16 protein-coding genes and 2 pseudogenes are annotated in these 22,441 nt (G+C 62.4%); 10 read left to right on the top strand and 8 right to left on the bottom strand.

The annotated features are described in order from the left end of the window. Positions 1 to 313 precede the first annotated feature (313 nt). The 5 genes from CRD60_RS04025 (at position 314) to CRD60_RS04045 (ending at position 7,228) form a co-directional block, all read left to right on the top strand. Positions 314 to 1,576 carry an ABC transporter substrate-binding protein gene (locus CRD60_RS04025; RefSeq protein ID WP_236630825.1) on the top strand — a complete coding sequence of 421 codons (1,263 nt, stop codon included), beginning with the start codon at positions 314 to 316 and terminating at the stop codon, positions 1,574 to 1,576. Between the two features lie 21 nt (positions 1,577 to 1,597). Beyond that, positions 1,598 to 2,518: a carbohydrate ABC transporter permease gene (locus CRD60_RS04030; RefSeq protein ID WP_113860026.1), complete on the top strand. Its 921-nt coding sequence runs from the start codon at positions 1,598 to 1,600 to the stop codon at positions 2,516 to 2,518. A gap of 7 nt (positions 2,519 to 2,525) precedes the next feature. Further along, positions 2,526 to 3,392: a carbohydrate ABC transporter permease gene (locus tag CRD60_RS04035; RefSeq protein ID WP_113860027.1), complete on the top strand. Its 867-nt coding sequence runs from the start codon at positions 2,526 to 2,528 to the stop codon at positions 3,390 to 3,392. Positions 3,393 to 3,487: 95 nt separating this feature from the next. Next, a complete protein-coding gene (locus CRD60_RS04040) occupies positions 3,488 to 5,596 on the top strand; it encodes an alpha-galactosidase (RefSeq protein ID WP_113860028.1) in 2,109 nt (702 codons plus the stop codon). A 6-nt stretch (positions 5,597 to 5,602) separates the two neighbouring features. Then, entirely contained in the window at positions 5,603 to 7,228 is a 1,626-nt protein-coding gene (locus CRD60_RS04045) for an alpha-amylase family protein (RefSeq protein ID WP_113860029.1), read from the top strand. A gap of 32 nt (positions 7,229 to 7,260) precedes the next feature. On the opposite strand, the gene CRD60_RS04050 is transcribed toward CRD60_RS04045, so the two are convergent. Continuing rightward, positions 7,261 to 7,986: a carbonic anhydrase gene (locus tag CRD60_RS04050; RefSeq protein WP_407923171.1), complete on the bottom strand. Its 726-nt coding sequence runs from the start codon at positions 7,984 to 7,986 to the stop codon at positions 7,261 to 7,263. A gap of 370 nt (positions 7,987 to 8,356) precedes the next feature. Between CRD60_RS04050 and CRD60_RS04055 the strand changes: the two genes are divergently transcribed. The 3 genes from CRD60_RS04055 to CRD60_RS04065 all read left to right on the top strand — a co-directional run bounded on the left by CRD60_RS04055 (position 8,357) and on the right by CRD60_RS04065 (position 12,859). Continuing rightward, positions 8,357 to 8,920 (top strand): peroxiredoxin, encoded by a 564-nt coding sequence (locus CRD60_RS04055; protein ID WP_113860030.1) that lies wholly within the window; start codon positions 8,357 to 8,359, stop codon positions 8,918 to 8,920. Positions 8,921 to 9,239: 319 nt separating this feature from the next. Further along, positions 9,240 to 11,009, top strand: coding sequence for an FAD-dependent oxidoreductase (locus CRD60_RS04060; protein ID WP_113860031.1), 1,770 nt, complete (start codon positions 9,240 to 9,242; stop codon positions 11,007 to 11,009). 239 nt (positions 11,010 to 11,248) lie between these two features. Beyond that, the gene (locus tag CRD60_RS04065) at positions 11,249 to 12,859 is read left to right on the top strand and encodes a hypothetical protein (protein WP_113860032.1); all 1,611 of its coding nucleotides are present in this window, start codon (positions 11,249 to 11,251) and stop codon (positions 12,857 to 12,859) included. Between the two features lie 504 nt (positions 12,860 to 13,363). Here CRD60_RS04065 and CRD60_RS04070 read toward each other — a convergent pair. Then, complete coding sequence (locus CRD60_RS04070; protein ID WP_113860033.1) at positions 13,364 to 16,117, bottom strand: phosphoenolpyruvate carboxylase; 2,754 nt, start codon at positions 16,115 to 16,117, stop codon at positions 13,364 to 13,366. A gap of 248 nt (positions 16,118 to 16,365) precedes the next feature. Between CRD60_RS04070 and CRD60_RS04075 the strand changes: the two genes are divergently transcribed. After that, the gene (locus CRD60_RS04075; protein WP_113860034.1) at positions 16,366 to 18,102 is read left to right on the top strand and encodes a threonine/serine exporter family protein; all 1,737 of its coding nucleotides are present in this window, start codon (positions 16,366 to 16,368) and stop codon (positions 18,100 to 18,102) included. A gap of 176 nt (positions 18,103 to 18,278) precedes the next feature. On the opposite strand, the gene trpS is transcribed toward CRD60_RS04075, so the two are convergent. Further along, a complete protein-coding gene (gene trpS, locus CRD60_RS04080; protein ID WP_113860035.1) occupies positions 18,279 to 19,370 on the bottom strand; it encodes a tryptophan--tRNA ligase in 1,092 nt (363 codons plus the stop codon). Between the two features lie 144 nt (positions 19,371 to 19,514). Here trpS and CRD60_RS09080 point away from each other — a divergent pair. Further along, positions 19,515 to 19,913, top strand: a pseudogene (locus tag CRD60_RS09080) (DUF3073 domain-containing protein); the annotation flags it as partial. A gap of 294 nt (positions 19,914 to 20,207) precedes the next feature. Here the strand turns inward: CRD60_RS09080 and CRD60_RS04090 are convergent. The 5 genes and pseudogenes from CRD60_RS04090 to CRD60_RS04105 all read right to left on the bottom strand — a co-directional run bounded on the left by CRD60_RS04090 (position 20,208) and on the right by CRD60_RS04105 (position 22,406). After that, positions 20,208 to 20,624, bottom strand: coding sequence for a sterol carrier family protein (locus CRD60_RS04090; RefSeq protein WP_113860037.1), 417 nt, complete (start codon positions 20,622 to 20,624; stop codon positions 20,208 to 20,210). Positions 20,625 to 20,840: 216 nt separating this feature from the next. After that, entirely contained in the window at positions 20,841 to 21,155 is a 315-nt protein-coding gene (locus CRD60_RS04095; RefSeq protein WP_113860038.1) for an InlB B-repeat-containing protein, read from the bottom strand. Between the two features lie 141 nt (positions 21,156 to 21,296). After that, positions 21,297 to 21,608, bottom strand: a complete 312-nt coding sequence (locus tag CRD60_RS04100; RefSeq protein ID WP_236630826.1) for a hypothetical protein — start codon at positions 21,606 to 21,608, stop codon at positions 21,297 to 21,299. Between the two features lie 30 nt (positions 21,609 to 21,638). After that, a pseudogene (locus tag CRD60_RS09435) lies at positions 21,639 to 21,737 on the bottom strand (InlB B-repeat-containing protein); the annotation flags it as partial. Positions 21,738 to 21,773: 36 nt separating this feature from the next. Further along, positions 21,774 to 22,406, bottom strand: a complete 633-nt coding sequence (locus tag CRD60_RS04105; RefSeq protein ID WP_236630827.1) for a hypothetical protein — start codon at positions 22,404 to 22,406, stop codon at positions 21,774 to 21,776. Between the last annotated feature and the right edge of the window lie 35 nt (positions 22,407 to 22,441).

A 22,441-nucleotide genomic window follows, 5' to 3' on the forward strand; every position in this document is an offset into this window, starting at 1 on the left:
CTTTTCCTTGTTCCTCCCTCATTATATGAGGAGCCATAAATCTACACGAGATAGTAGCGACGCCAAGCCCTGCCCCGCAGTCCCGGCTGGCAGGGGCGTTCTGGGCTCGGGGCTGGAAAACATTGGGAATGGAGCCTTTGCGGTTGGTGTATCTTATGGTTAGTCAGGATTCGTGATTGTTGGCACAGATCAGCCGCACTTTGCAATTTAAAATCTACACGTGTAGTATTTCCGGTGTTGGCACCCACTCCGGGCAAGGCGCAGATGCCGGTCAACGCGGAGAACAGAAAGTCATAGACCACGAAGAGGTGTGATGATGAGAAAAGTGAAGTCAATTGCAGCGATCATCTGCTGCGCCCTATCCCTAACATCCCTGGCCGCCTGCGGTAGCGGTAAGAGCGAGGGCCCCACCACCGTCGAATTCATGAGCATGCAGGCGATCGGCAGCCCCCGACTCAAGGCCATCCAAAGCCTGAGCAAGAAGTTCGAGCAGCAGAACCCGAACATCAAGATCAAGGTCATCACCGGAACCAACACCAACGAGAACGACATCAAGGTCCGGCTCGCCGGCCACAACCCCCCGGACATGTGGTCCACCCACGGTTGGTCGCGTGACCGCTACGGCAACTTCCTGGAGCCCCTGCAGAACCGCCCCTGGGCCAAGCAGATGAAGCCCCTGGGCGACGACATCTTCAAGGATTCCAAGGGCAACTTCTACGCCCTGCCGGTGGACATTCAGATCTCCGGCATCATGTTCAACAAGACCGTCCTCGACAAGGTCGGCCTGGACTACAGGACCATCACCAGCTGGGAGGCCTTCGACGACGCCCTGGCCAAGGTCAAGGAGGCTGGCTTCACCCCGCTGCTGGCCTCACCCAAGGACGGTGGCATCGACGGTGACATAGCCGATTACATTCTTCCCGGTGTCTACAGCGACAAGGAAAAGAAGGATCTCAAGGCCGGTAAGTTCGATAGCAAGGTCTATGAGAAGATGACCAGCAAGGTCAAGAAGTGGGTGGACGCCGGCTACTTCAACGTGGATTACACCTCCGCCTCACCCGACGACCTGGCCCGTGCCATGGCCTCCGACTCTGCCGCCTTCTACATGCGGGCCAACAGCTACGGCCAGCTGATCAGCTCCTTCAACCCCAACGCCAAACTGGGCATGATGCCCGTGCCCGCCGAGACCTCGGAGAAGCCCTACTTCTCAAAGGGCGAGGACCTGGCCTTCGGCGTCTCCAAGACCAGCAAACACAAGGAGGATGCCCTCAAGTTCCTGGACTTCATGGCCGAACCCGCCAACATGAAGGAACTGGTGGACGTCAGCCTCAACGATTCGGCCCTGAAGAACGTCGATTCCGCCCTGGGTCAGTTCGAGGACAGCTTCAAGTACTGGGTGAGCGACAAGAGGGCCGACACCGTGCCCTTCTTCGACCGCACCTACATGCCCAGCGGCATGTATTCCAACTTCTCCAAGTCCACTGATGGCATCATCGCCGGGCAACTCAGTCCCTCCGCCGCCGCCGAGCAGGTCAAGACCTCCTTCTACGGACTCTACGGACAAAAGAAATCCTGAACCAAGGTGTGTTGACGAGTCATGACGACTGCAAAAAACCGAACGGTCAGCCCCTCCCGCAAGAGGGGCAACCCCTCCAAAATGAGGGGTTCGCTAGTCAATTTCTTTTACCTGCCGGCCCTGGTCATCCTAGTGGCCTTCATGATCTACCCCCTGCTGTCAGGCATCGGTCTGTCCATGACCAACTGGGATGGCTACAATGCCGAGAAACCCTTCGTGGGCTTGGCCAACTACGCACACATGTTCACCGACGGCAACTTCCTGACCGTCGTGGTCAACACGCTGATCTACGGCATCGGCAGCACCATCATCCAGCAGATTCTGGGCCTGGCCCTGGCCCTGCTGCTGAACACCAGGATCAAGGGCAAGTCCGTGATCAGGGCGATCATCTACTTGCCGGCCCTGGTGGCTCCTGTGGTCATGAGCATCATGTACTACTTCATCTTCCAATACCAACAGGGTGCGCTCAACCAGATCCGCAGCTGGGTTGGCATGGAGAAGGTCGCCTGGTTCAACGACGCCCACACGGTGGTCATCATCATCACCGTGGTCAATGCCATCCAGTTCGTGGGCGTCTCCATGATCATCTACCTGGCCGGTCTGCAGACCATGGACCCGGAGGTCATTGAGGCCGCCGAGGTAGACGGAGCCCACGGCTGGAAGATGTTCTGCGACATTCAGCTCCCCCTGCTTGCCCCCTCCTTCACCACCAGCGTGGTCCTCAACCTCATCGGAGGACTCAAGCTCTACGATTCCATCAAGGTGCTGACCAACGGCGGCCCGGGCTACTCGAGCAACTCGCTCTCCTCCTACATCAGCATCATGTATTTCGACAACCAGTCGGCAGGCTACGCCTCTGCTGTCGGGGTCTTCCTGTTCGTCATGATCATCATCGTGACGCAGATTGTGAACAAGGGCCTGAGCAAGTTGGATTGGGAGTGATCGCAATATGAGCAAGAAGAATCGCGAGTCGCGAGAGATGTCATACTCCCCTGGTGACTACGTACGCGGGCGTTGGGCCATCTACCTTTTCCTGGCTGTGGTGGTGCTCTGCCAGCTGGTCCCCTTCTACCTGGCCATCACCACCTCCCTGAAGCCGGCGGACGATCTGTCCTCGGCCCTGGTGCCACGGCTCAAGGACCCGGCCTGGAGCAACTGGTCCGACGCGGTCACCGAGGGCGGCATCCTGACTTCGGTGCTCAACAGCATCATCGTCACCGCCTGCACCACGCTCCTGGTCTGCCTGCTGGGTTCCATGGCCGCCTACCCCCTGGCCCGCAGAGTCAGTCGCTTCAACAAGTTCGTCTCCTGGTTCGTGCTGTCCATGATGATGATCCCGCCATTGAGCATTCTGGTGCCGCTCTACACCTTCCTGGTCAACATTGGCGGGGTGAACCACTACTGGGGCATCATCCTGGTGCTGACAGCCACCCACCTGCCCCTGTCGGTCTTCCTCTACACCTCCTTCATCAAGGCCATCCCGCCCGCCATTGATGAGGCCGGAACCATTGACGGAGCCAACAAGATCCAGGTCTTCGGCAGGTTGATCCTGCCCATGCTCAAGCCAGTGACGGCCACCGTGGTCATCATGACGGGATCCGGCGTGTGGAACGACTACGCCATTTCCAGCTACCTTCTGACCGACCCAGGCAAGCAGACCATCGCACCTCGTGTGGCCTCCTTCTTCTCCGAGAACACCAACAACCTGGGCATCGCCGCTGCGGCCGCCCTGATTGCGGCAGCGCCGATGGTGGTGGCCTACCTCTTCCTGCAGAAGTACTTCATTGCGGGAATGGTGGCCGGTTCCGTCAAGTAACGCCATCCACTCCCGCCCTGGGCCGCCCAGCCCGTGGGCGGGAGTCCGCTCCCCCGACCAGTACGAACAACCCCACTTCTAGCCAAAGGACGACCATGCTCTTCCCATCCGTGACCTCTCCAAGCCGGGCAGCGACACGAATACTCCTGACTGATCCAGTCCTGGGGGCGGACCTGCCCAGCGCTGTCACCATCGTATCCAGCAAGGAAGCCGGCGGTTACGAGACCGGGCCCTACCAGGGTCAGCTGGCAAGGCCCCTGCTGGCAGAGCACGCCTTGAACTCTTATATTCGCCCGAGCCTGCGCGGCCAACGGCTGACGGCACAGACCTACGGAAGGGATTGGTCACCACGATTCACACTGACCAGCGTGGATGCGCAGTCTGATTGCCACTATGCCTATAGGGCCCAAGACGCCGATGCTGGCCTGGAACTACTCACCGAAATGGAAAGCCTGCCCGGCGGCAGCCTCAGGATTCGCCACAGCCTGACCAACACCGGCCAGGGAGACTACCTCCTGGATGGCCTTGAGGTCAGGCTGCCCCTGGCCGACGACCAGACCGAGATCCTTGATTTCACCGGTCGCCACGAGCATGAGCGGACCCCCCAGCGCCGTGAGCTGGCCGATGGCATGTGGCTGCGCGAAGGGCGCAGGGGCAAGCCCAACTTCGAGGGCAACCTGCTGATTGTGGGAACCCCCGGCTTCGACTTCCACCATGGGTCCATCGTGATGGTGCAGCCAGCCTGGAGTGGCAACGCCGTTCTGGCCGTGGACCGCAGCTATGACCAGGAGGCCGGCATCGTGGCGGGAGAACTCCTCCTACCTGGCGAGCTGGTGCTCAGGACCGGTCAGACCTATACCATGCCCTGGATTGTCGTGACGGCCTCGGACCAGGGCCTCGACCAGGCGGCCCAGAGCCTGCACGCCTGGGAACGCAGCCTGCCCGAGCACCCAAGCCGGCAACCGGTCACCCTCAATGTCTGGGAGGCGGTCGGATTCGACCAAGACTTCGGCAGACTCAAGGAGATCGCCCAGAGGGCCGCATCCATCGGCGTCGAACGCTACGTGCTCGATGACGGCTGGTTCCACCTACGCAGGGACGACTACGCCGGCCTGGGCGATTGGTGGGTGGCCCAGGACGTCTGGCCCCAAGGATTGAAGCCCCTGGCCGACTACGTCCATGGACTGGGCATGCAATTCGGCCTCTGGTTCGAGCCGGAAATGGTCAACCAGGATTCCGACCTCTACCGGGAGCACCCCGAATGGATCATGCAGGCCTCAGCCCGCACCCCCGAACTTCAACGCCACCAACTCATGCTCGACCTCTCCAACACCCAGGCCTTCGACCATGTCTTCACCGCCATGTGCCAGGTCCTGGATGAATGCCCAGTGGACTGCATCAAGTGGGACCACAACCGGGCCCTCCTCGAGTCCGGCAGCAACCAGCGGCACGGCGCCCCGGCCGTTCACCAGCAAACCCAGGCCTACTACCGGCTCCTTGATGCCCTCCGGGAGCGCTACCCGCAGATCGAGTGGGAATCCTGCGCCAGCGGTGGCGGCCGCATTGATCCGGGGGTCATCGAGAAGGTCAAGCGCTTCTGGACCTCCGACATGACCGATGCCCTGAGCCGGCAGCAGATCCAACGTTGGACCCTGCAGACTGTGGCACCCGAATACATCGGAGCACACATCTCCCAGCCCAGCTCCCAGCAGAGCGGGCGCACCTTCAGCCTGGCCTTCCGAGCACCCACGGCCGTCTTCTTCAGCTTCGGCATCGAATGGGACATCAGCACCGCCGACAGCGGGGAGCTTGAAGAGCTGGCCAGCTGGATCAGCTGGTATAAGGAGCACCGGGACTTCCTGCACTCCGGCCTGGTCAACCGCTTCAAGCCGGCCGACCCGACCGTCTTCGCCTACGGCGTCATCGCCGAGGACCGCAGCCGGGCCCTCGTGGCCCAGGGGCAGTACGAGGAAAGCGACAGCGACCGGGGATCATACCTGCGTATCCCCGGCCTGCTGGACCAAGGCCAGTACCGACTGCGCTGGACCGGCCCTGAACCCGCACGCGCGGCCGAGGAAGTGATGGATCCATACGGTCCGCTGGGCCAGCAGCTGGTCTCCGGCAGGTACCTGGCCACCGTTGGCATCCGCATTCCCCGCTGCATGCCCGAAACAATGCGTCTTATCGACATAGAGCTCCAGTAGGCAACCATGGCAGTCATCTCGCAAGCGCTTAGCGAACCAGACCTCATCCGCATCGTCACCGAGGCGGGAACCTTCGACAGCACCACTGGGGGCTACCAGCACGCGGACATCCGGCTGCGTTGCCAGTCGACCGCAGCCGGCAGCCTCCGGGTCAGCCTGCAGGCCGACCAGACGCCGGTCAGCATGGTGACCCTGCGCTGGGAGAGGCCCATGCCCAAGGAGGGCAGGTACCTGGCCGACGAATGGGAGCGGGGCTATGGGACCATGGGTTTCCGGGGCCTGGTACCCAACCGGATCATGCCCTGGTACTTTGCCCACGTGGCCGGGGGCCGCACCAGCGCTTACGGTGTCAAGGTCCGGCCTGATGCCATGTGCTTCTGGCAGGTCGACAGCAGTGGCATCACCCTCAACATGGACGTGCGCAGCGGTGGCCGGGGCGTGATTCTGGCCGGTGGCACACTGAAGCTGGCCGAGGTGCTGGCGCTCGCCTATGAGGAGGTCGACTCCTTCGAGGCCATACGGAGCTTCTGCGCGGCGCTCTGCACCGATCCCCTCTGCGCCGGGGGGCCGGTCTATGGCAGCAACAACTGGTACTACGCCTACGGGCAGAGCAGCCAGGCCGAGACGCTGGCCGATGCCGACTACCTGGCCCAGCTGTCTGAAGGCAACGCCGTTCGGCCCTTCCTGGTCCTGGACGACTGCTGGCAGGAGGACCGCAGGAGCGACTACAACGGCGGCCCCTGGCGGCAGGGCAACGATGACTTCCCTTCCATGAGAGCCCTGGCTCAAGGCATCAGCGCCAGGGGCGTGCGGCCCGGAATCTGGGCCAGGCTGCTGCTTGACGAGAGTGCGGCGATCCCCGACGAATGGCGGCTGGCCCACACCGGCTGTCTGGACCCCACCCACCCGGATGCCCTGGCCCATATCGCCGCTGATGTGGAGCGGTTCTGCGCCTGGGGCTATGAGCTGATCAAGCATGACTTCTCGACCCTGGACCTCTTCGGCCGTTACGGCTGGGAGATGAACCCACTGGTCACGCAAGGGGGATGGCACTTCCATGACCGGTCGCGCACCAGCGCCCAGGTGGTCAAGGACCTCTACCGGACCATACTTGAAAGGGCCCAGCCATACGGAACGTTGATCTTGGGCTGCGACACCATAGGCCATCTGGGTGCCGGACTCATGCACATTGATCGGGTGGGCGACGACACCAGTGGCGTCAGTTGGGAACGGACCCGCTGCAACGGCATCAACACCCTGGCTTTCAGGCTGCCGCAGCACGGCACCTTCTTTGACATCGATGCTGATTGCATCGGTATATCCAGCAGCATCGACTGGCAACTCAACCGGCAGTGGTCCGACCTCCTGGCCCGAAGCGGAACACCCTACTTCTTCTCGGCCAGGGCCCATTCGGTGCCGGCGGAGGTCGAGGGGCAACTGCGGGTCGACCTAGGCAGGGCGGCCCGGCCTCAGGGCATATCCAAGCCGCTGGACTGGGAACTGACCGACTGCCCGGAAGACTGGGAGTCAGACGGTGAACGCCGACACTATAGCTGGTATGGCAGGGCCGGAATCGAGTTTGCCTGGCATAGCAACAGGAGCATGCCCATGCTGTCCATCATCGACGAGTAGGCGTGTGGGCTGGCTTCTATGTGGGCTGGCCCTTAGAAGGAGAGGACCTCGACCTTGCCGGTGGACATCTGGTAGCGGGCCCCGACCAGCTGTAGCTCCTGGCGGCTTAGGGCCTCCTGGATGATGGGAGAACGGGTGACCAGGGCCTCGATGCTGGCGGCCACATGGACCTGCTCGATCTCTGAGGCGGTATGCAGACCAGCTGCCTTGGCCTGTAGGACGGAGGCCCCCACCGATTGCAGGATTGTGGACCCCGACTGGGCCAGGGCCTGGGCGATGGCCTCGTCCTCCCACAGGGAGTCGCTGTCGGGAACGTCGCCGCCGTCATTGTGGGCTGCCGTCTCCCTGGCCAGACGGCCCAACTCCTCGATGCTGCTGGCTACAGCCCCGCAGCCCTCGTGTCCCATGACCACAAGCAGGCTGACCTGCAGGTCCGTCACGGCGTATTCCAGGGAGGCAATCACGGCATCGTCGAGCATCTGCCCAGCTGTACGGACCGTGAAGAGGTCGCCCAGGCCCTGGTCGAAGATGATCTCCGGAGGCACCCGGGAATCCGAGCAGGCCAGCACGGCCGTATCAGGTTGCTGCCGGTCCAGCAGCGATTCACGGGTCCCCCGGTCCTGCCAGGGGTGCTCCGCCTTCCCCTCGGCAAAGCGCCGGTTCCCTGCCAGCATACGGCTCCAAGTGGCATTGGCTGTGGACTCCTGGTCGGAGCCCCTCCTTCGATCATCCTGACCCTGCCCCCGGTCTTGACCCATCATTCCAACCCCTTCGTCCTACACGCCTGGTCCGATTCCCGTCATGCTTACCTACATCCTACTGGGCTTCACACTGGGTAATCACCGTATTCCCACCAGTGCCACTGTGCTGGCTGGATGCATATGGTATGGGTGAGCAGTGAGGAGGTGAGCACTGCTCCTCCAACCTCGATTGTGACGAGGGACACAAAACTCCCCGGTGACTCATCTTTGTCTTTGGGATAGCATGACTTCGTAGAGCCTTGGAAGATGGCTCGCCTGGGCCAAGCGTGGTTTGCGGCTGTGGGCGGGCAGACACCAGGCTGGATACGGTCATGGTGACCTATGGCCGTAGGCCGACACACAAGCGCAAAGAGGTAACGAGGTAACCATGACACTGCTTCAGCACGAACTGACCGATTTCACCACTCAGGCATTTCAAGACAACGCCTTCCACGAGGTAAGCAAGAAGGACCTGCTGGGTCACTGGTCCCTGCTCTTCTTCTACCCGGCTGATTTCACCTTCGTCTGCCCCACCGAGCTTGAGGACCTGGCCACCCGCTACGAGGACTTCAAGAAGGCCGGTTGCGAGATCTACTCCGTCTCCTGCGACACCGAGTTCGTCCACAAGGCCTGGCACGAGGCCAACGACAAGATCAACAAGATTCAGTACCCCATGCTGGCCGACCCGACCGCCACCCTGGCCAAGGATCTGGACACCTACAACGAGGCCGAGGGCAAGGCCGAACGCGGCGACTTCATCATCAGCCCCGAGGGCAAGGTCGTGGCCTATGAGGTCATCTCCTCCAACGTGGGCCGCAATGCCGACGAGATCCTGCGCCGGGTCCAGGCCTCCCAGTTCGTCCACGAGCACGGCGATCAGGTCTGCCCCGCCAAGTGGACCCCCGGCGAGGAGACCATCGCCCCCAGCCTGGACCTGGTCGGCCAACTGTAAAGCGAAGGGCTTGAGCGGTTTCAGGACTGACGGTACGGAGCCCGCTACCGCTTGAGACCGACCCTCCCCTCGGCTGGTACATGGCATAGAGGGGCACCGATGGTGCACTGGTCCAAGTTCTGGTCCAGCCCAGCCCTTCCGAAGCAGTCGGGAGGGCTGTTTCATGTGGCGCCGGCGGCTGTTGGCGCCGGTCGTCTCCTTGCCTTGGGCAGCTGCGTGACTTCGGCAGCGGCCGACCGGCAAGCCCTGGCGGCCTGGCCAGGGCTAAGCGTGTGGTTCGGGCCCGGAGCCCGGCAGTGATGGGTATGAATGGAGTGTTATGCAGCAGCAGGATGATTTGTACGATGTGGTGGTCGTCGGTGGCGGACCCGCAGGTCTGACAGCCGGACTCTACCTGGCCCGCGCCCGCTACCGGGTGCTGATTCTCGAAAAGGCGGACTTCGGCGGCCAGATCACCATCACCGCCGAGGTGGTCAATTACCCTGGGGTCGCCACGACCGACGGCAAGAAGCTGACCGCCACCATGCGCCAGCAGGCCCAGGACTTCGGCGCCGAGTTCAAGACCGCCGAAGCGACCGGCTTCGAGGTCGACGGTGACATCAAGACCGTCCACACCAACCGTGGCGACATCAGGACCTTCGGCATTCTGTTGGCGACCGGTGCCACCCCCCGCAAGATCGGCTTCGAGGGCGAGGAGGAGTACGCCGGCCGTGGCGTGGCCTACTGTGCCACCTGCGATGGCGAGTTCTTCAGCGGCAAGGAGGTCCTGGTGGTGGGCGGTGGGTTCGCCGCGGCCGAGGAGTCGGTATTCCTGACCAAGTACGCCAGCAAGGTCACCGTGCTGGTGCGCGAGGATGACTTCACCTGTGATGGGGCCGTTGCCACCGAGGCCAAGAACAACGAGAAGATCGACATTCTCTACCAGACCGAGCTCAAGGCCGTATCCGCCGGCCAGGGCGGTCTGACCGAGGCAACCCTGCTGGACAGGACCACTGGCCAGACCCGCTCCTGGAAGCCCGCGGACGGCGGCTCCTTCGGTGTCTTCGTCTTTGCCGGCTACGTGCCGCAGACCCAGGATGTCAAGGACCTGGTCGATCTGGATCCCTACGGCTACGTGAAGACCCACGGCTACCTGGAGACCTCGGTTCCCGGAATCTACGCCGCCGGCGACCTGCGCGAGAAGAACCTGCGCCAGGTGGTCACAGCCACGGCCGATGGTGCCATTGCGGCCGTTGAGTTGGAACGTTACGCCTCGGAGATGAGCAAAAAGACCGGCCTGCTGCCGCCCCGCCCCACCGAGTCCGCCTATGAGCAGGCCGAGGCCAAGGCCGCTGCGTCAGCCGCCGCCGAGGGGACCTCTCCGGCTCCTGCCGCTACTCCCGCAGCCGCCGCTGGCTCTGCTGGCTCAGGCTTCTTCGACGACTCCATCAAGCAGCAGCTCAATGTGGTCTTTGGCAAGATGGCCCAGCCCCTGGTCCTGCAACTGGACCTGGACGGCAGCGCCCTGTCCGCCGAGCTCAAGACCTTCATCACGGAGCTGGTCTCCCTATCCAACGGCAAGCTGGGCCTGGTCATCAACCAGGATGAGGGTGACCCGGCGGTCTTCGACCCGGCTGCACCCCTGCCCGATGCCCGCCCCTGCGTGCGCATCTGCAAGGCCGACGCCTCAGGCAAGCCGGTCCCCACCGGCCTGGCCTTCCACGGTGTCCCCTCCGGCCACGAGTTCAACTCCTTCGTCCTGGCCCTCTACAATGCCGCCGGCCCAGGCCAGGCTGTGGACGCGGACACCAGCCAGCGGATCGGCCAGATCGACCAGCCGGTCGATGTCATGCTCCTGGTCTCCCTGACCTGCACCATGTGCCCCACCACGGTCCTCTCCTCCCAGCGGATCGCCGCCGAGAACCCTCAGGTGCGCGCCGAGGCCTACGACGTCTCGCGCTACCCTGATCTCAAGGACCAGTACGGCGTCATGAGTGTCCCCTGCATTGTCATCAGCAAGCCCGGCGCCGAGGGGCAGCCCGCCGCCCAGAAGGTCGAGTTCGGCAAGAAGTCCGTCCCTGAAATGCTCGACCTCATAGCCCAGGCCTGACCTCCCTCCTCCAGCCCAGCCCACGCATCCGGTCCGCGCGGAGATACCGCCATGCAGAACCCCTGAATGGCACTTTGGCCGCAGCGGCGGATGACGGGGCCGCTGCTGAACCACTGGGACTCTGCCGAATGATGGAAGCACCTTCCGTAACCCTCCCCTCCCTCTCGTCGTGGGGGGGGGGGGTGCGTTGTTTATGGCTATCAATAGTTAGCTCACAGAGAATGTGAGAAGGAGTTTCTATGAGGAAATATTCGATACAGGGTTGGTTGGCTGGAGTGACCGGCCTGCTCGTCACGGGGTGCATGGTCTTTGGTATGGCCGGCACCGCCAGCGCGGTTGAGGACACCTCGACAAGCCAGACATCCCAGGAGTCCGCACAGGCTCAGCCGCAGATCAAAGTTGCAGCTCAGGATGGTGGCAAGGCCGATGCGGCCCAGTCCGGCAAAGAGGATGCCACGCTGACCCCTGCTGGCAAAGATATCGCTGTTCCCAACAATGGCAAATCAGAGAGCAAGGACCCAACCAATGACAAGGTTGATACCAAACTCAACGCGGGTCAGCTAAGTAAGTCTGTTGCCCCCGATGCCCCACTGGGTAATGCGCCTCACTACACGTATGATGTTCCCAATATCTCCAATCCCAGCGTCTCCGAAATAGGCGCTCATTCAGTGAAAATCACTTTTGATTATTCAATTATCAGAGGCGATGGGAGCTGGCCAATTAGGGATATGGTTGCCATGCTGAAATTCCAGCGGGTTAGGAGTATCACGCCGCTTAAGCCCATTGATAAGATCGTGGATTACTACTTGGAGGATCAGGGGGCCATAGGCTACGACAAGAATCTGGGAATCAGCGACAACAAACTGACTCAGCAGGATTACTCCAGAAATTATGGTTCGAATAGCAATACCTTGACTGATGATAAAGGAAACGTATTGGGAACATTTGAAGCCCAGGACTTTGTCCGTTGGGAAGAGGATACATGGGCTCAGGGAAGTCACCCTGAATCAGGTTCCATGTCCCTCACCCTCATTGGCGTGGATCCCAATACATTGTATTCCGGCGCAGGCTACACCGTTGGCGGGCATGACTATAGCGATAGCCAATATGGGGTGCTCTGGGCCAAAACCCAGGAATTGGGCAAAACCAGTATGGGACAACAGACCCCTGTTAATATGACCCGTATTGTGGTCGGAGTCAACATGAAGTCGGATGGCGGCCCCCTATATCAAGCATCATTGGTGCCGGTTCCTGCCTTCAAGACCATTTCCGAGCCTCAATCGGTAGCTGAGGGTGAGTTGAACACTGGCAATGCGGGGGATATGAAGCCCGGAGACGTACAGGCCAATGGTTCTTCGCGCTTCTATATCAATTCCTTGAAGGAAGCCTGCAAGGCCAAAGTAGATAATAATGAAAACTGCTTCTGGTATTCCTATATCTATTCGACGCCGCAAAAGCTGACCGGTCCTGATGGTGCTCCCTACACGGCCATCAAGAAGGATGAGCAGGGTCGCTATTACTTCGATGCCTTCATCCCCTCCTCACTCACTGGCGACCACAAGGTTGCCCTGCTAGATGACCAGGGCCAGGTTCAGGCTTGGACTCCAGTGACTTTGGGAGAAACACAAGGTCAGACCTCTCCCGCTGCTGTCGCGTCTCATGGCGCTGCCTCCGGTCGTCCTGCAGGTGGAGCTGGTGGCTCTGCTCCGGCTGGTGACCCCGTGGCCGACCCCGGATCCGGTGAAATGGCTCATACCGGTGTGAATGTTGCAGTGGTCGCTGGTACTGCCCTGGCTCTGATGGCCGCTGGTGCTAGTTTGGGCTTCGTCCGCCGTTTCACCAAGGTCTGATGCCCGATGACCTGCTTCGGTTAGATGAGTACGACTGACCCGAAGGGTCGGTCGGTGATTGGCCGGTAGATTAGCAAAGCCTTTCTCCCCTTATGTAGTGGGGCGAGAAAGGCTTTGCTTGTTTTCGGCAACGGCTACCAGATTCAGAAGCAGAGGATATGGCAGCAACATATGGTCGGCTGTGCTGTTTGGCTGAAGAGGGCTGTCCTCTGCCTTGAGTGATATCGGGTTGGCCAGCGTGGTTTGAGCGGCCGCTGGTGTGTTCGCCCGGCTGGGTTCCCTACCTCTGTGAAAACCCTGGCTACTTTGACGATGTCGGTATCCTGGCAGCTTTGCTGCCCTGGCCACTTGGTCAGACAATAGTGCTGGCATTGCCGCGCGTCAGATAGGGAGGTGCCCTGGTCTTGGCGGAAATTCCACCGCCAAGACCAGGGCACCTTCAAGCTGTGGCCAGATTGCTTTCATGGCAATGGCCATTACCTTTCTAGCCTTTCATACGGGTCATCAGCCGGTGTTCTGGAGGCCGGCGGCGACTCCGGAGACGGTGCAGAGGATCAGGTAGATGAAGCCGGCCTGCTGGTCCTTGCTGAGCTCCTCCTTGTCGACCTTCTTGCGCAGGGAGCGCAGGGCCAGCACCTGGGTGATGGAGAGGGCGTCCACATAGGGAGAGCGGATGCGGATGGCCCGGCCCAGCACATGCCTGTGCTGCAAGGGCCACTCGTCATCGACGATCTTCAACACCCACTTGCGGGTAAGCTCCATCTCGGTCAGAACCTTGTCACGCAGGTCGTCCCGGTCGCCCAGGGCCAGGTACATCTTGGCGATGCGCTCGTCGGTCTTGGCCAGGGACATCTCGATGTTGTCGATGAAGGTACTGAAGAGGGGCCACTCGTGGTAGGCCTTCTGCAGGGTCTTCAGGTCGCCGAACTGCTCGCAGGCGGTGCCCAGGCCGTACCAGGCGGCCAGGTTGATGCGGGCCTGTGCCCAGGAGAAGACCCAGGGGATAGTCCGCAGGTCGTCCAGGGACTTGGCTCCCAGGCCGCGCTTGGCTGGCCGCGAACCGATGGGCAGGAGTCCGACTTCGGTCAGGGGCGTGACGGTGGAGAACCAGGGGGTGAAGTCCGGCGTATTGAGCAGGTCCAGGAAGCGCTGGTGGGCCGCTTCGTCCAGCTTGCCGGCCATATCCGCATACTCTCGGGTCATGTCGGTGTTGGTCTTCTCCACGCTGGGCGCCGACTGGAGGAGGGTGGCCGCAGCCACCGATTCCACATGCCGGATGGCCAGGATCGGGTTGCCATAGCGGGCGAAGATGACCTCTCCCTGCTCGGTGAGCTTGAAGCGGCAGTTGACGGAACCGACGGGCTGGGCCAGCACCGCGCGGTTGGCCGGCCCGCCTCCGCGCCCGACGGCACCGCCGCGGCCATGGAAGAGGGTCAGGTCTATGCCGTGCTGGTCGGCCCAGGTGGCGATCCGCTCCTGGGCGGAGTGGAGGGCCAGGGTGGCCGAGGTGGGGCCGGCGTCCTTGGAGGAGTCGGAGTAGCCCAGCATGACCTCCATCTTGTTGCCGGTGGCCTTCAGCCGCTCTTGGACCTCGGGGATCTTGATGATGTCCTCCAGCACGTCCACGCAGTTCTGCAGGTCCTCCAGCTGCTCGAAGAGGGGGATGACGTCGATGGTGGGGACTTCCTCGGAATGGGCGAAAGCCAGGCGGTTGAGCTCATAGACATCGCGCACGTTCTGGGCCGACTTGGTGAAGGAGATGATGTAGCGGCGGGCGGCCTTGGGGCCTTGCCTGCGCTGGATGGCTCCCAGGGCCCGGAAGGTGTCCAGAACCTCGCGGGTCATGGGTTGCAGTTCGCCGCGCTCACTGTGTAGGCCGTGCTCACGGATGTCTTCCAAGGCCCGGCGGTGGACCACTGAGTGCTGACGGAACTCCATCTCGACCAGATGGAAGCCGAAGGTCTGCGCCTGCCAGATTAGGTCCTGGAGGGCGCCATAGGCCACGCGTCGTGCCCCGGCGGCTGCCAGGGAGCGCTGGACGGTTTGCAGGTCCTCGATGTACTCGTCGCAGTTTCTGTACATCAGGTCCGCGTCCCGGGCGATGGTGAAGTGGAGGCGGTCGGCGATTACCAAGAGCACGGCCCGGTGGAGCTCGCTGGTGGAGATCAGGGATGCCTTTTCGGTCAGGCGCTCGCTCATCTCCTGCTGGCGACCCCAGAGGTTGAGGAGTTCGTCGCTGGGCGGGGTGGTGCCGGACTCGACGGTTAGGTTGCGGCCGGCATGCCTGGTGGCCTCCTCCAGGGCTCCGATGGCGTGGTCACTGAACTTTCGGGCCACCTGGCGGCTGACCTTGGCGGTCACGTTGGGGTTGCCGTCACGGTCGGAGCCAATCCAGCTGCCGGGTTTGAAGAAGGCCGGGCAGACCGGTTCGACCAGTCCCGCCTTGTCGCCCAGCATCCAGTCGTCGAAGCGACGGTAGACCTTGGGAATGGTGGTGAAGAGCGTGTTGTCGAAGATGTCGAGGATGGTGTCGGCCTCCTCAACGGGTGTCGGCTTCTTCATGGCGATGGGGGAGGTGCGGAAGAGGGCGTCGATCTCGGCATAGAGTCGGCGGTAGTTCTCCTTCTTGTCGGACCCTCCCAGGAGCTTGCTGACACTGAGCAGGTCGGAGATGCGGCGGATCTTGCCCTCAACGGCCTTGCGCCGCGCCTCGGTGGGGTGGGCGGTGAAGACCGGGTGGAATTCCAGACGGTCCAGGAGCTTCCTGGCTTCATCGGCGCCCATCTCCTCAGTGAGCTGGTGGTAGGCGCGGGTCATCTCGTTGACCGGATCGGTCGGCTGGTCCTCGCCCACCTTGGATTCGCGCTGGTGGAGGACCTCGACCCGGTAGTTCTCCTCGCAGAGGTTGGCCAGGTGGAAGTAGGTGGCGAAGGCCCGTGCCAGAAGCTGGGCGTCCGGCAGCTTCATGGCGTCGATGGTCTTGACGGCCCGTCCCAGGCCGTTGTCGCGGTTGTCGGAGACCTCGGCGGCTTCATCGTAGTGCTCGGCGCTCGCCTCGACCACGTCCTTGCGGACAGTGTCGAAGGTGGCCAGCAGCTTGGGGTCAAATTCGCCCAGAACATCTCGAAGAATTGTTAGGCACAAATCCATGTCGTGCCTCAGGGATTCGGGGAGTTCGTGCTCCTCCGGTCCGCTGGTTCCCAGACCCGATGTGACCATCGTCGCGTCGGCCGGGTCAATATGGTTGCTTACAGTCATAGGACCTCCTCAGGTTCAATCTCCGGTTGTTCGGTCTGCCAGTCCTTCGCGGCTCCTCCGCGATTGTGGTGGCTGGTTGTTGCGAACCCAAAGCCTTCGATTCAACAGGTGCAGTCACATTCTATGTCGGCAAAGTTACCAATGGCGACATTCTGATTGCGGACTGGACTGTTTCACGTGAAACAGTCGGTGCTGCTGCCTTGGGCGGGCCGGCCTGGAAGGGGCAGGGCCTGCGCTAGAACTGAAGTATGACCTCCATTGACAAGACAGAAGAGCGGCAGCATAATGCGGACAAACCCAAGTCCTTCCATACCCATGCCGTCCCCTTGAATATGGACGACATCCAGCAGGACTGGGACGAGCCAATCGTCGATGCCTGTCTGGCGGCCAAGAGCTCGGTGATTATGCGGGTCGGTGCCCTGGATCTTGGGTCCGGCACGGGTTCCTTCCGCGTGCGCGAGATGATGAACCGGATCGCCTACCCCCTGGGTGTGCACGTGCGGGCCGAGGTCAACCTCACCGACATTGAAGCCTCCTGCACCGATGGCTCCGATAGGCTGACCGAAGTCGTGGACCTGCCGACCACCGGCGTCAACACCGAGCGAATCTGGCTTCTGGAGCACTTCGCGGACTGGTTCAATGTCAACCTGGGTGCCGACTCCCTCTACCATGCCAAGGCAACCGTGTCACAGGAATTGGTCGAGTACCTGGGCAACCCCACATCCCGGCATTCGGCCCTGCGAGCCGTGAAGCAGGCCCGCCGCTCCCAGGAATCACAGGAGGGGGCCCGCCAGGGGGGCCAATCGGCAGGGGGCCGGACCCTTGACCAGGCGGCGGATCAAGGACCCCAGGAGGCCGTAGTGGACCAGCTGGCCCAGGAGGTCACTGATGCCAAGGCCGCGGCCCGTGGGTGCGAGCCAGGGCAGGCCACGGCCGAAGACAAGGCCAAGGTCTCGGCCGCCCTCACCTCACTCACCCGTACAGCCAACCAAGGCAACCGCCTGACCGTCGGCCAGGCCCACCGGCATCTGGACTTGATCGAGAGCCGCAAGCCCCTGTACTCCCCCTGGTTCTCCGGCCTGGCCTCGGCCCTGGCCTGCGCGGCCTTCGTCTTCCTCCTGGGCGGCGGCCCCTACGACATGGTCGGGGCCTTTGTGGGGGCTGGGTTGGGCCAGTGGCTGCGCCGCCGGATGTTCGCCCACCATCTCAACCAGTTCTTCGTCACCTTCGTGTGTGTGGCGGTGGCCGCCCTGGCCTGCGTGGGAACGTTGCGCCTAATCGGCCTCTTCAACCCGGTGGCCCTCCAGCATGACACGGCCTATATCGGGGCCATGCTCTTCGTCATCCCCGGCTTCCCATTGATCACCGGCGGCCTCGACATCGCCAAGCTGGACTTCCCCTCAGGCATCCAACGCTGCTGCTACACGCTGGCCATCATCCTTATGGCCACCCTGGCCGGCTGGATGGTGGCCTATCTGGTCAGGTTGAACCCCCAGGGATTCGAGCCCATGGGCCTAGACCCCTGGCTTAACGCCGGTCTGAGGATGCTGGCGGCCTTCGTTGGTGTCTGGGGCTTCTCGGTGCTCTTCAACTCACCCCAGCGCATGTGCTGTACGGCGGCGGTGATCGGCGCCATCACCGACACCCTGCGCCTGACCATGACCGATTGCGGCATGCCCCCCGAAGCCGCGGCCTTTCTGGGGGCCCTGCTGGCCGGGCTCCTGGCCACCGCCTGGCGGTCCTCCGTCCGGCACGGCTTCCTGCCGCCCCACCTGGGCTACCCCCGCATCTGCCTGACCGTGCCCTCAATCGTCATCATGGTGCCGGGGCTCTATATGTACCAGGCCATGTTCCACCTGGGCCAGTTCGACATTCTGCGCGCCCTTGACTGGGGCTTCCGCGCTTTCATGGTCATCGTCTGCCTGCCCATCGGTCTGGCCATGGCCCGGGTCATCACCGACAAGGCCTGGCGCTACGACGTCTGAACCTGGATGGCTGGCCTGTCCGAAAGGGGGAGGCTCTCCCACGGTGATGTCACCAGGCTCGCCTGGATAGAGACCTGCCAAGCGGCTTGCTTCCAGCGGTCTAGGGTCTTGTCGCAGACGGTGTATCATCCACCTTCGGTTCGCACTGCCTTAGTGCTTCCTTCGGTTGGTGTGCTTCAGTAGCGCATGCCCATGGCCTCGCGGACCTGCTCCAGGGTCTCCTCGGCAATGGCGTTGGCCTTGCGGTTACCCTCGTGGAGAATGTCACGCACCGAATCCATGTCCTTGGCCAGCTCGGCCCGGCGCTCGCGGTGGGGGGCCAGGAAGTCGTTGACGGAGCTGATGACATACTGCTTCAGGGCGCCGGCCCCGGAGTCACCGATCTCCTCGGCGATGTCGGCCGGGTCGCGCCCGGTCACCAGGCCGGCGGTGGTCAGCAGGGCCGAGACCTGCGGGCGGTTGACCGGGTCGAAGCTGATGGTCCGCTCGGAATCGGTCGGGCTCTTCTTGATCAGCTTGGCCGTCTCCTCGGCGGTGGCGCTCAGCATGATCGAATTGCCGTAGGACTTGCTCATCTTGCGCCCGTCCAAGCCCGGAATCTCAGGGGATTCAGACAGAATCGCCGCCGGCTCCGGGAAGACAGGGTTCTTCTTGGTATAGCGGTCGTTGAAACGGCGGGCGATGGTTCGGGTCAGCTCCACATGGGGCAGGTTGTCTTTGCCGATCGGCACCACATTGGCCTTGCAGAAGAGAATGTCGCAGGCCTGGTGGACCGGGTAGGTCAGGAGCAGGCCGGTCAGGGCATGGCCCGAAGCCTCCATCTCGGACTTGACCGTAGGGTTGCGGTGGAGCTCGGCCTCGGTGACCAGGGACATGAAGGGCAGCATGAGCTGGTTCTCGGCCGGCACTGCGGAATGGGTGAAGATCATGGTCTTGGCCGGGTCGATGCCCGCGGCCAGGTAGTCCAGCACCAGGCCCAGCACATTGTCCTCCATGTGCTCGGTGGTGTCACGGTCGGTGATCACCTGGTAGTCGGCGATGATGATGTTGGTGTGGACACCCTTGTTCTGCATGGCCACGCGCTCGCGGATGGAACCGAAGTAGTGCCCCAGGTGGAGTCGGCCGGTCGGCCTGTCGCCGGTCAGCATGGTGAACTTGCCGGGGTTCTCCTCCAGCCTGGCCAGGGTCTTGTCGGACCGGTCCTTGGCCGCCAGGAAGCTGGCATTCAGCTCATTGCCCGCCGCTGTTACCTGCTGATCATCGCTCATGCCCTGATCCTTAGAAAAGTGTGCCCATTCAGTCAGAATATTGCTTTTATCGTAAAAGTTCGAGCAGACAAGCCTTTGGAGACGAACAGGTGGTAGGCTCTTGTGGTGATGAAACCATACTAAATACAGATTGCAGGGGGTCACATGGGCCGCGGACGTCAGAAGGCGAAACAGCAGAAAATTGCCCGTAAGCTCAAGTACCTGACTACCGATACCGACTATGACGAGTTGGCCAAGGAGCTGCGGTCTGCCGAGACAGGTGGCGGTGAAGACGACGTTTTCACAGAGATTGCCGCCGAGTTCTCTCCCGCACGGACGGTCTCCAGCAAACCTGCTGCCCCCAGTGCCGGCGTTGAGGCTGGCATGGACGCCGGCAAGAGTCCGGCCGCTTCCGCCGATAGGGACATTCCCGCCGACGATCTGGACGAATATGCCCGTTGGGCCGCCGAGGCCGCCGCCAAGGCCACGGACCAGATTCCGGTCGTCAAGAAAGCCGTCAAGCCCCGCAAGCCCATTCCCATGCCTGTTCCATCGGCCCTGCGCAAGGGTGCTGCGGCAGCTGCCACGGTTGCCGACAGTGCCCCGGCCAAGGCTGCCCCCAAGGCCGCCAGCAAGTCCGCTGCCAAGTCCACGGCTAAGACCGCCTCAACCGGCAAGACTGCCGCAAGCAAGGCCAAGCCGGCAAACAAAACTGCAACCAAGACAACCAAGGCCCCGTCCAAAACCTCTTCGAAGGCAGGCACCAAGTCTGCGGCCAAGGCCAAGGCGGCATCGACAAAAGCCGCTACAAAGACCACCCTCAAGGCAAGCGGCACCGCTAGCGACTGACGCTGCGGCCTAGAGGGGCAGTAGGTCGCTAAGGTCGTCGCGCTCGCCGACCGCGCTGATGCGACCGGCTTCCCTCTCCTCATTCCAACTGGTGATGCCGGAGGCCAGCCGAAGCCAGACCTCGGGGTCCAGCTCAATAACATCCGGTGGGGTCAGATTGTGTGGGTCCGAAGCGGGACCATCCAGAATCTTGATGGCCCCCCAGGGCGCGACCCTCACCTCAACCCCGGGTCCAGGTGCCTTGCGTTCCAAGAGAAACAGACTGTAGCGCACAGCCATGGCCCAGGTTGGCCGAGGAAGATCCGGCTCGACAGCTAAGCGCTCCGACGTATTAGCCCTCGCCGGAACCTTCTCCCGGGCCGTCTGCTGCCACAGTTCCCAAGCCGCCCGGCCCTTGCCCAAATCCGCTTCTCGTATTGCTGCCATACCCCCATTCTGCCCCGCTCTTTGGACCCTGGCGCTGTGACGTATGCCAACTCATCTGCACACAGAGGCTGTGGTGTGCGGGGTCCCCGCGCCCCGTACGCCGGTTGCCTGGGGGTTGTCAGCCCCTTGGCCATTGCTTCCGACCTCTCTCGCGCCGGTTGAGTCCGTGTCTGGTGATGGCCAGGGCCATCAGCGAGGTGAGTGCGAGTCCGGCCGTTAGGGTCCATGCTCCCAGGGGCCCGCCGGTGAGGCCCCGGGCCAGTTGGCGTGCACGGTGATGAACCAGTGTTGCTGCCAGTTGGCGTGCAGGGTGGTGTTGGCGTTGACCGGCCCGTTACTCCAGGGTCGGGTCAGGCCGGGGTCGGTGTACCAGCCCTGGAAGTTGCCGTGGTCCCATGCGGCGGGTGTGGGCGCGTTCAGGCTGCTGCCCTTGTCCATGGTCCGCTCGGCTATGGGGGCGATGTGGCCGGTGGCGGCTCCCAGGTCGAAGGTGACCTTGACGCGGTTGGTCCACTTGGCGGTCAGGACCATGGTGTGGCTGGTGTCGTCCAGCTCGTCATGGCCTATGGTGCTGCCGGTACCTGGGGTGAAGTTCCAGTGCTTGCCCTTGGCCGTCCATCAGCCGGTGAAGGTGGGCGTGGTCTCGTTGGGGTAGTTGGGCGCGCTCGGTGCTCACGGGTTGGTGGGTGAGGTCCCGTAGGCCACGGTCTGGTCGGCGGGTGGTGTGGCGGGGCTGCCGGGGTTGGCGAAGCGCACGGTGTACTGGTCGGCGGCCCATTGGGCCTTGATGGTCATGGGTTCGGCGACCGGGTCGGTCAGGATGTTCCAGGGGGTCTGGCCTCCTTGGGTGGTCTTGGCCCAGGCTGGTGTGCCTAGGTGGTGGCCTTCCTTGCTGGTCAGGATGGGTCCAACGGGCTCCCCCTCGTGCACGGTGCGGCTGGTGGGTCCGGTGTCTCCCGAGGTGTCGATGGTCACCAGGTGCATGATGGGCGCCCACTGGCCGTACAGGGTGATGTCGGAGGTGAGCTTGGTGTTGTAGTCCCATTTGGTGCCGCAGGTGGGTGCGGTCCACCATCCGGTGAAGGTGTAGTGTTCCCTGACAGGGTCGGGCGATGGCCTGGTGGCGTACTCGTCGAGTGGATGCTGCTCTCAGGAGGCCTGCCCGTTGCCTGGCGCATAGGTCACCTTGTACTTATACACATTCTGGGTGATGGTACCCGAGAAGATCATGCTGCCCCAGCCGCCAGCGGGGGTGATGCCTGCCCCGGTACCTTGGGAACGGAAGCCGAAGGTGTAGGTGCCTGCTTCTCGTCTGGGCCAGTTCATGGTTCCGGCGCCAGCAGGTATAGCTAAGTCTTGTCCCATGACGGTGTCCATAGGCCACATGATTTGTTCATAGCGATAGGGGTTGCCGTCTTGGTTCTTCCAAATGGTGCCAGGGATGAGGGGTGAGGGAGCCGGTGCTATGCCGCCGCGTGCGGTGCCTCCGACAAGGGTGTTGGGTGTGGTGCCACTGCTTGGGGTCACGAACTCTGTTGTGTAGTTGCCATAGTCGTATTTCCAAGTGGCGGGACCCAAAATCACGGGTTGACTCAGGTCGATCCGCAGGTCGGGCATGGTGATCTGCTGGCCCGAGGCATCAAAGTAGGACAGGGATGGCAGCAATGGGTCGGTGTGTACGTAGTAGCCCATGTTGCCCAGGGGATTCAGGTTGGTGATCCTGTTGTGGTCCAGCCACAGTTTGGCCAGCTTGGTCAGGCTGCCGGTGCCTAGGGGTGTCACGTCGTTGATCTGGTTGGATCCCAGGTCCAGGCTGG

It is taken from the genome of Bifidobacterium aemilianum, assembly GCF_003315635.1.
Classification (GTDB): domain Bacteria; phylum Actinomycetota; class Actinomycetes; order Actinomycetales; family Bifidobacteriaceae; genus Bifidobacterium; species Bifidobacterium aemilianum.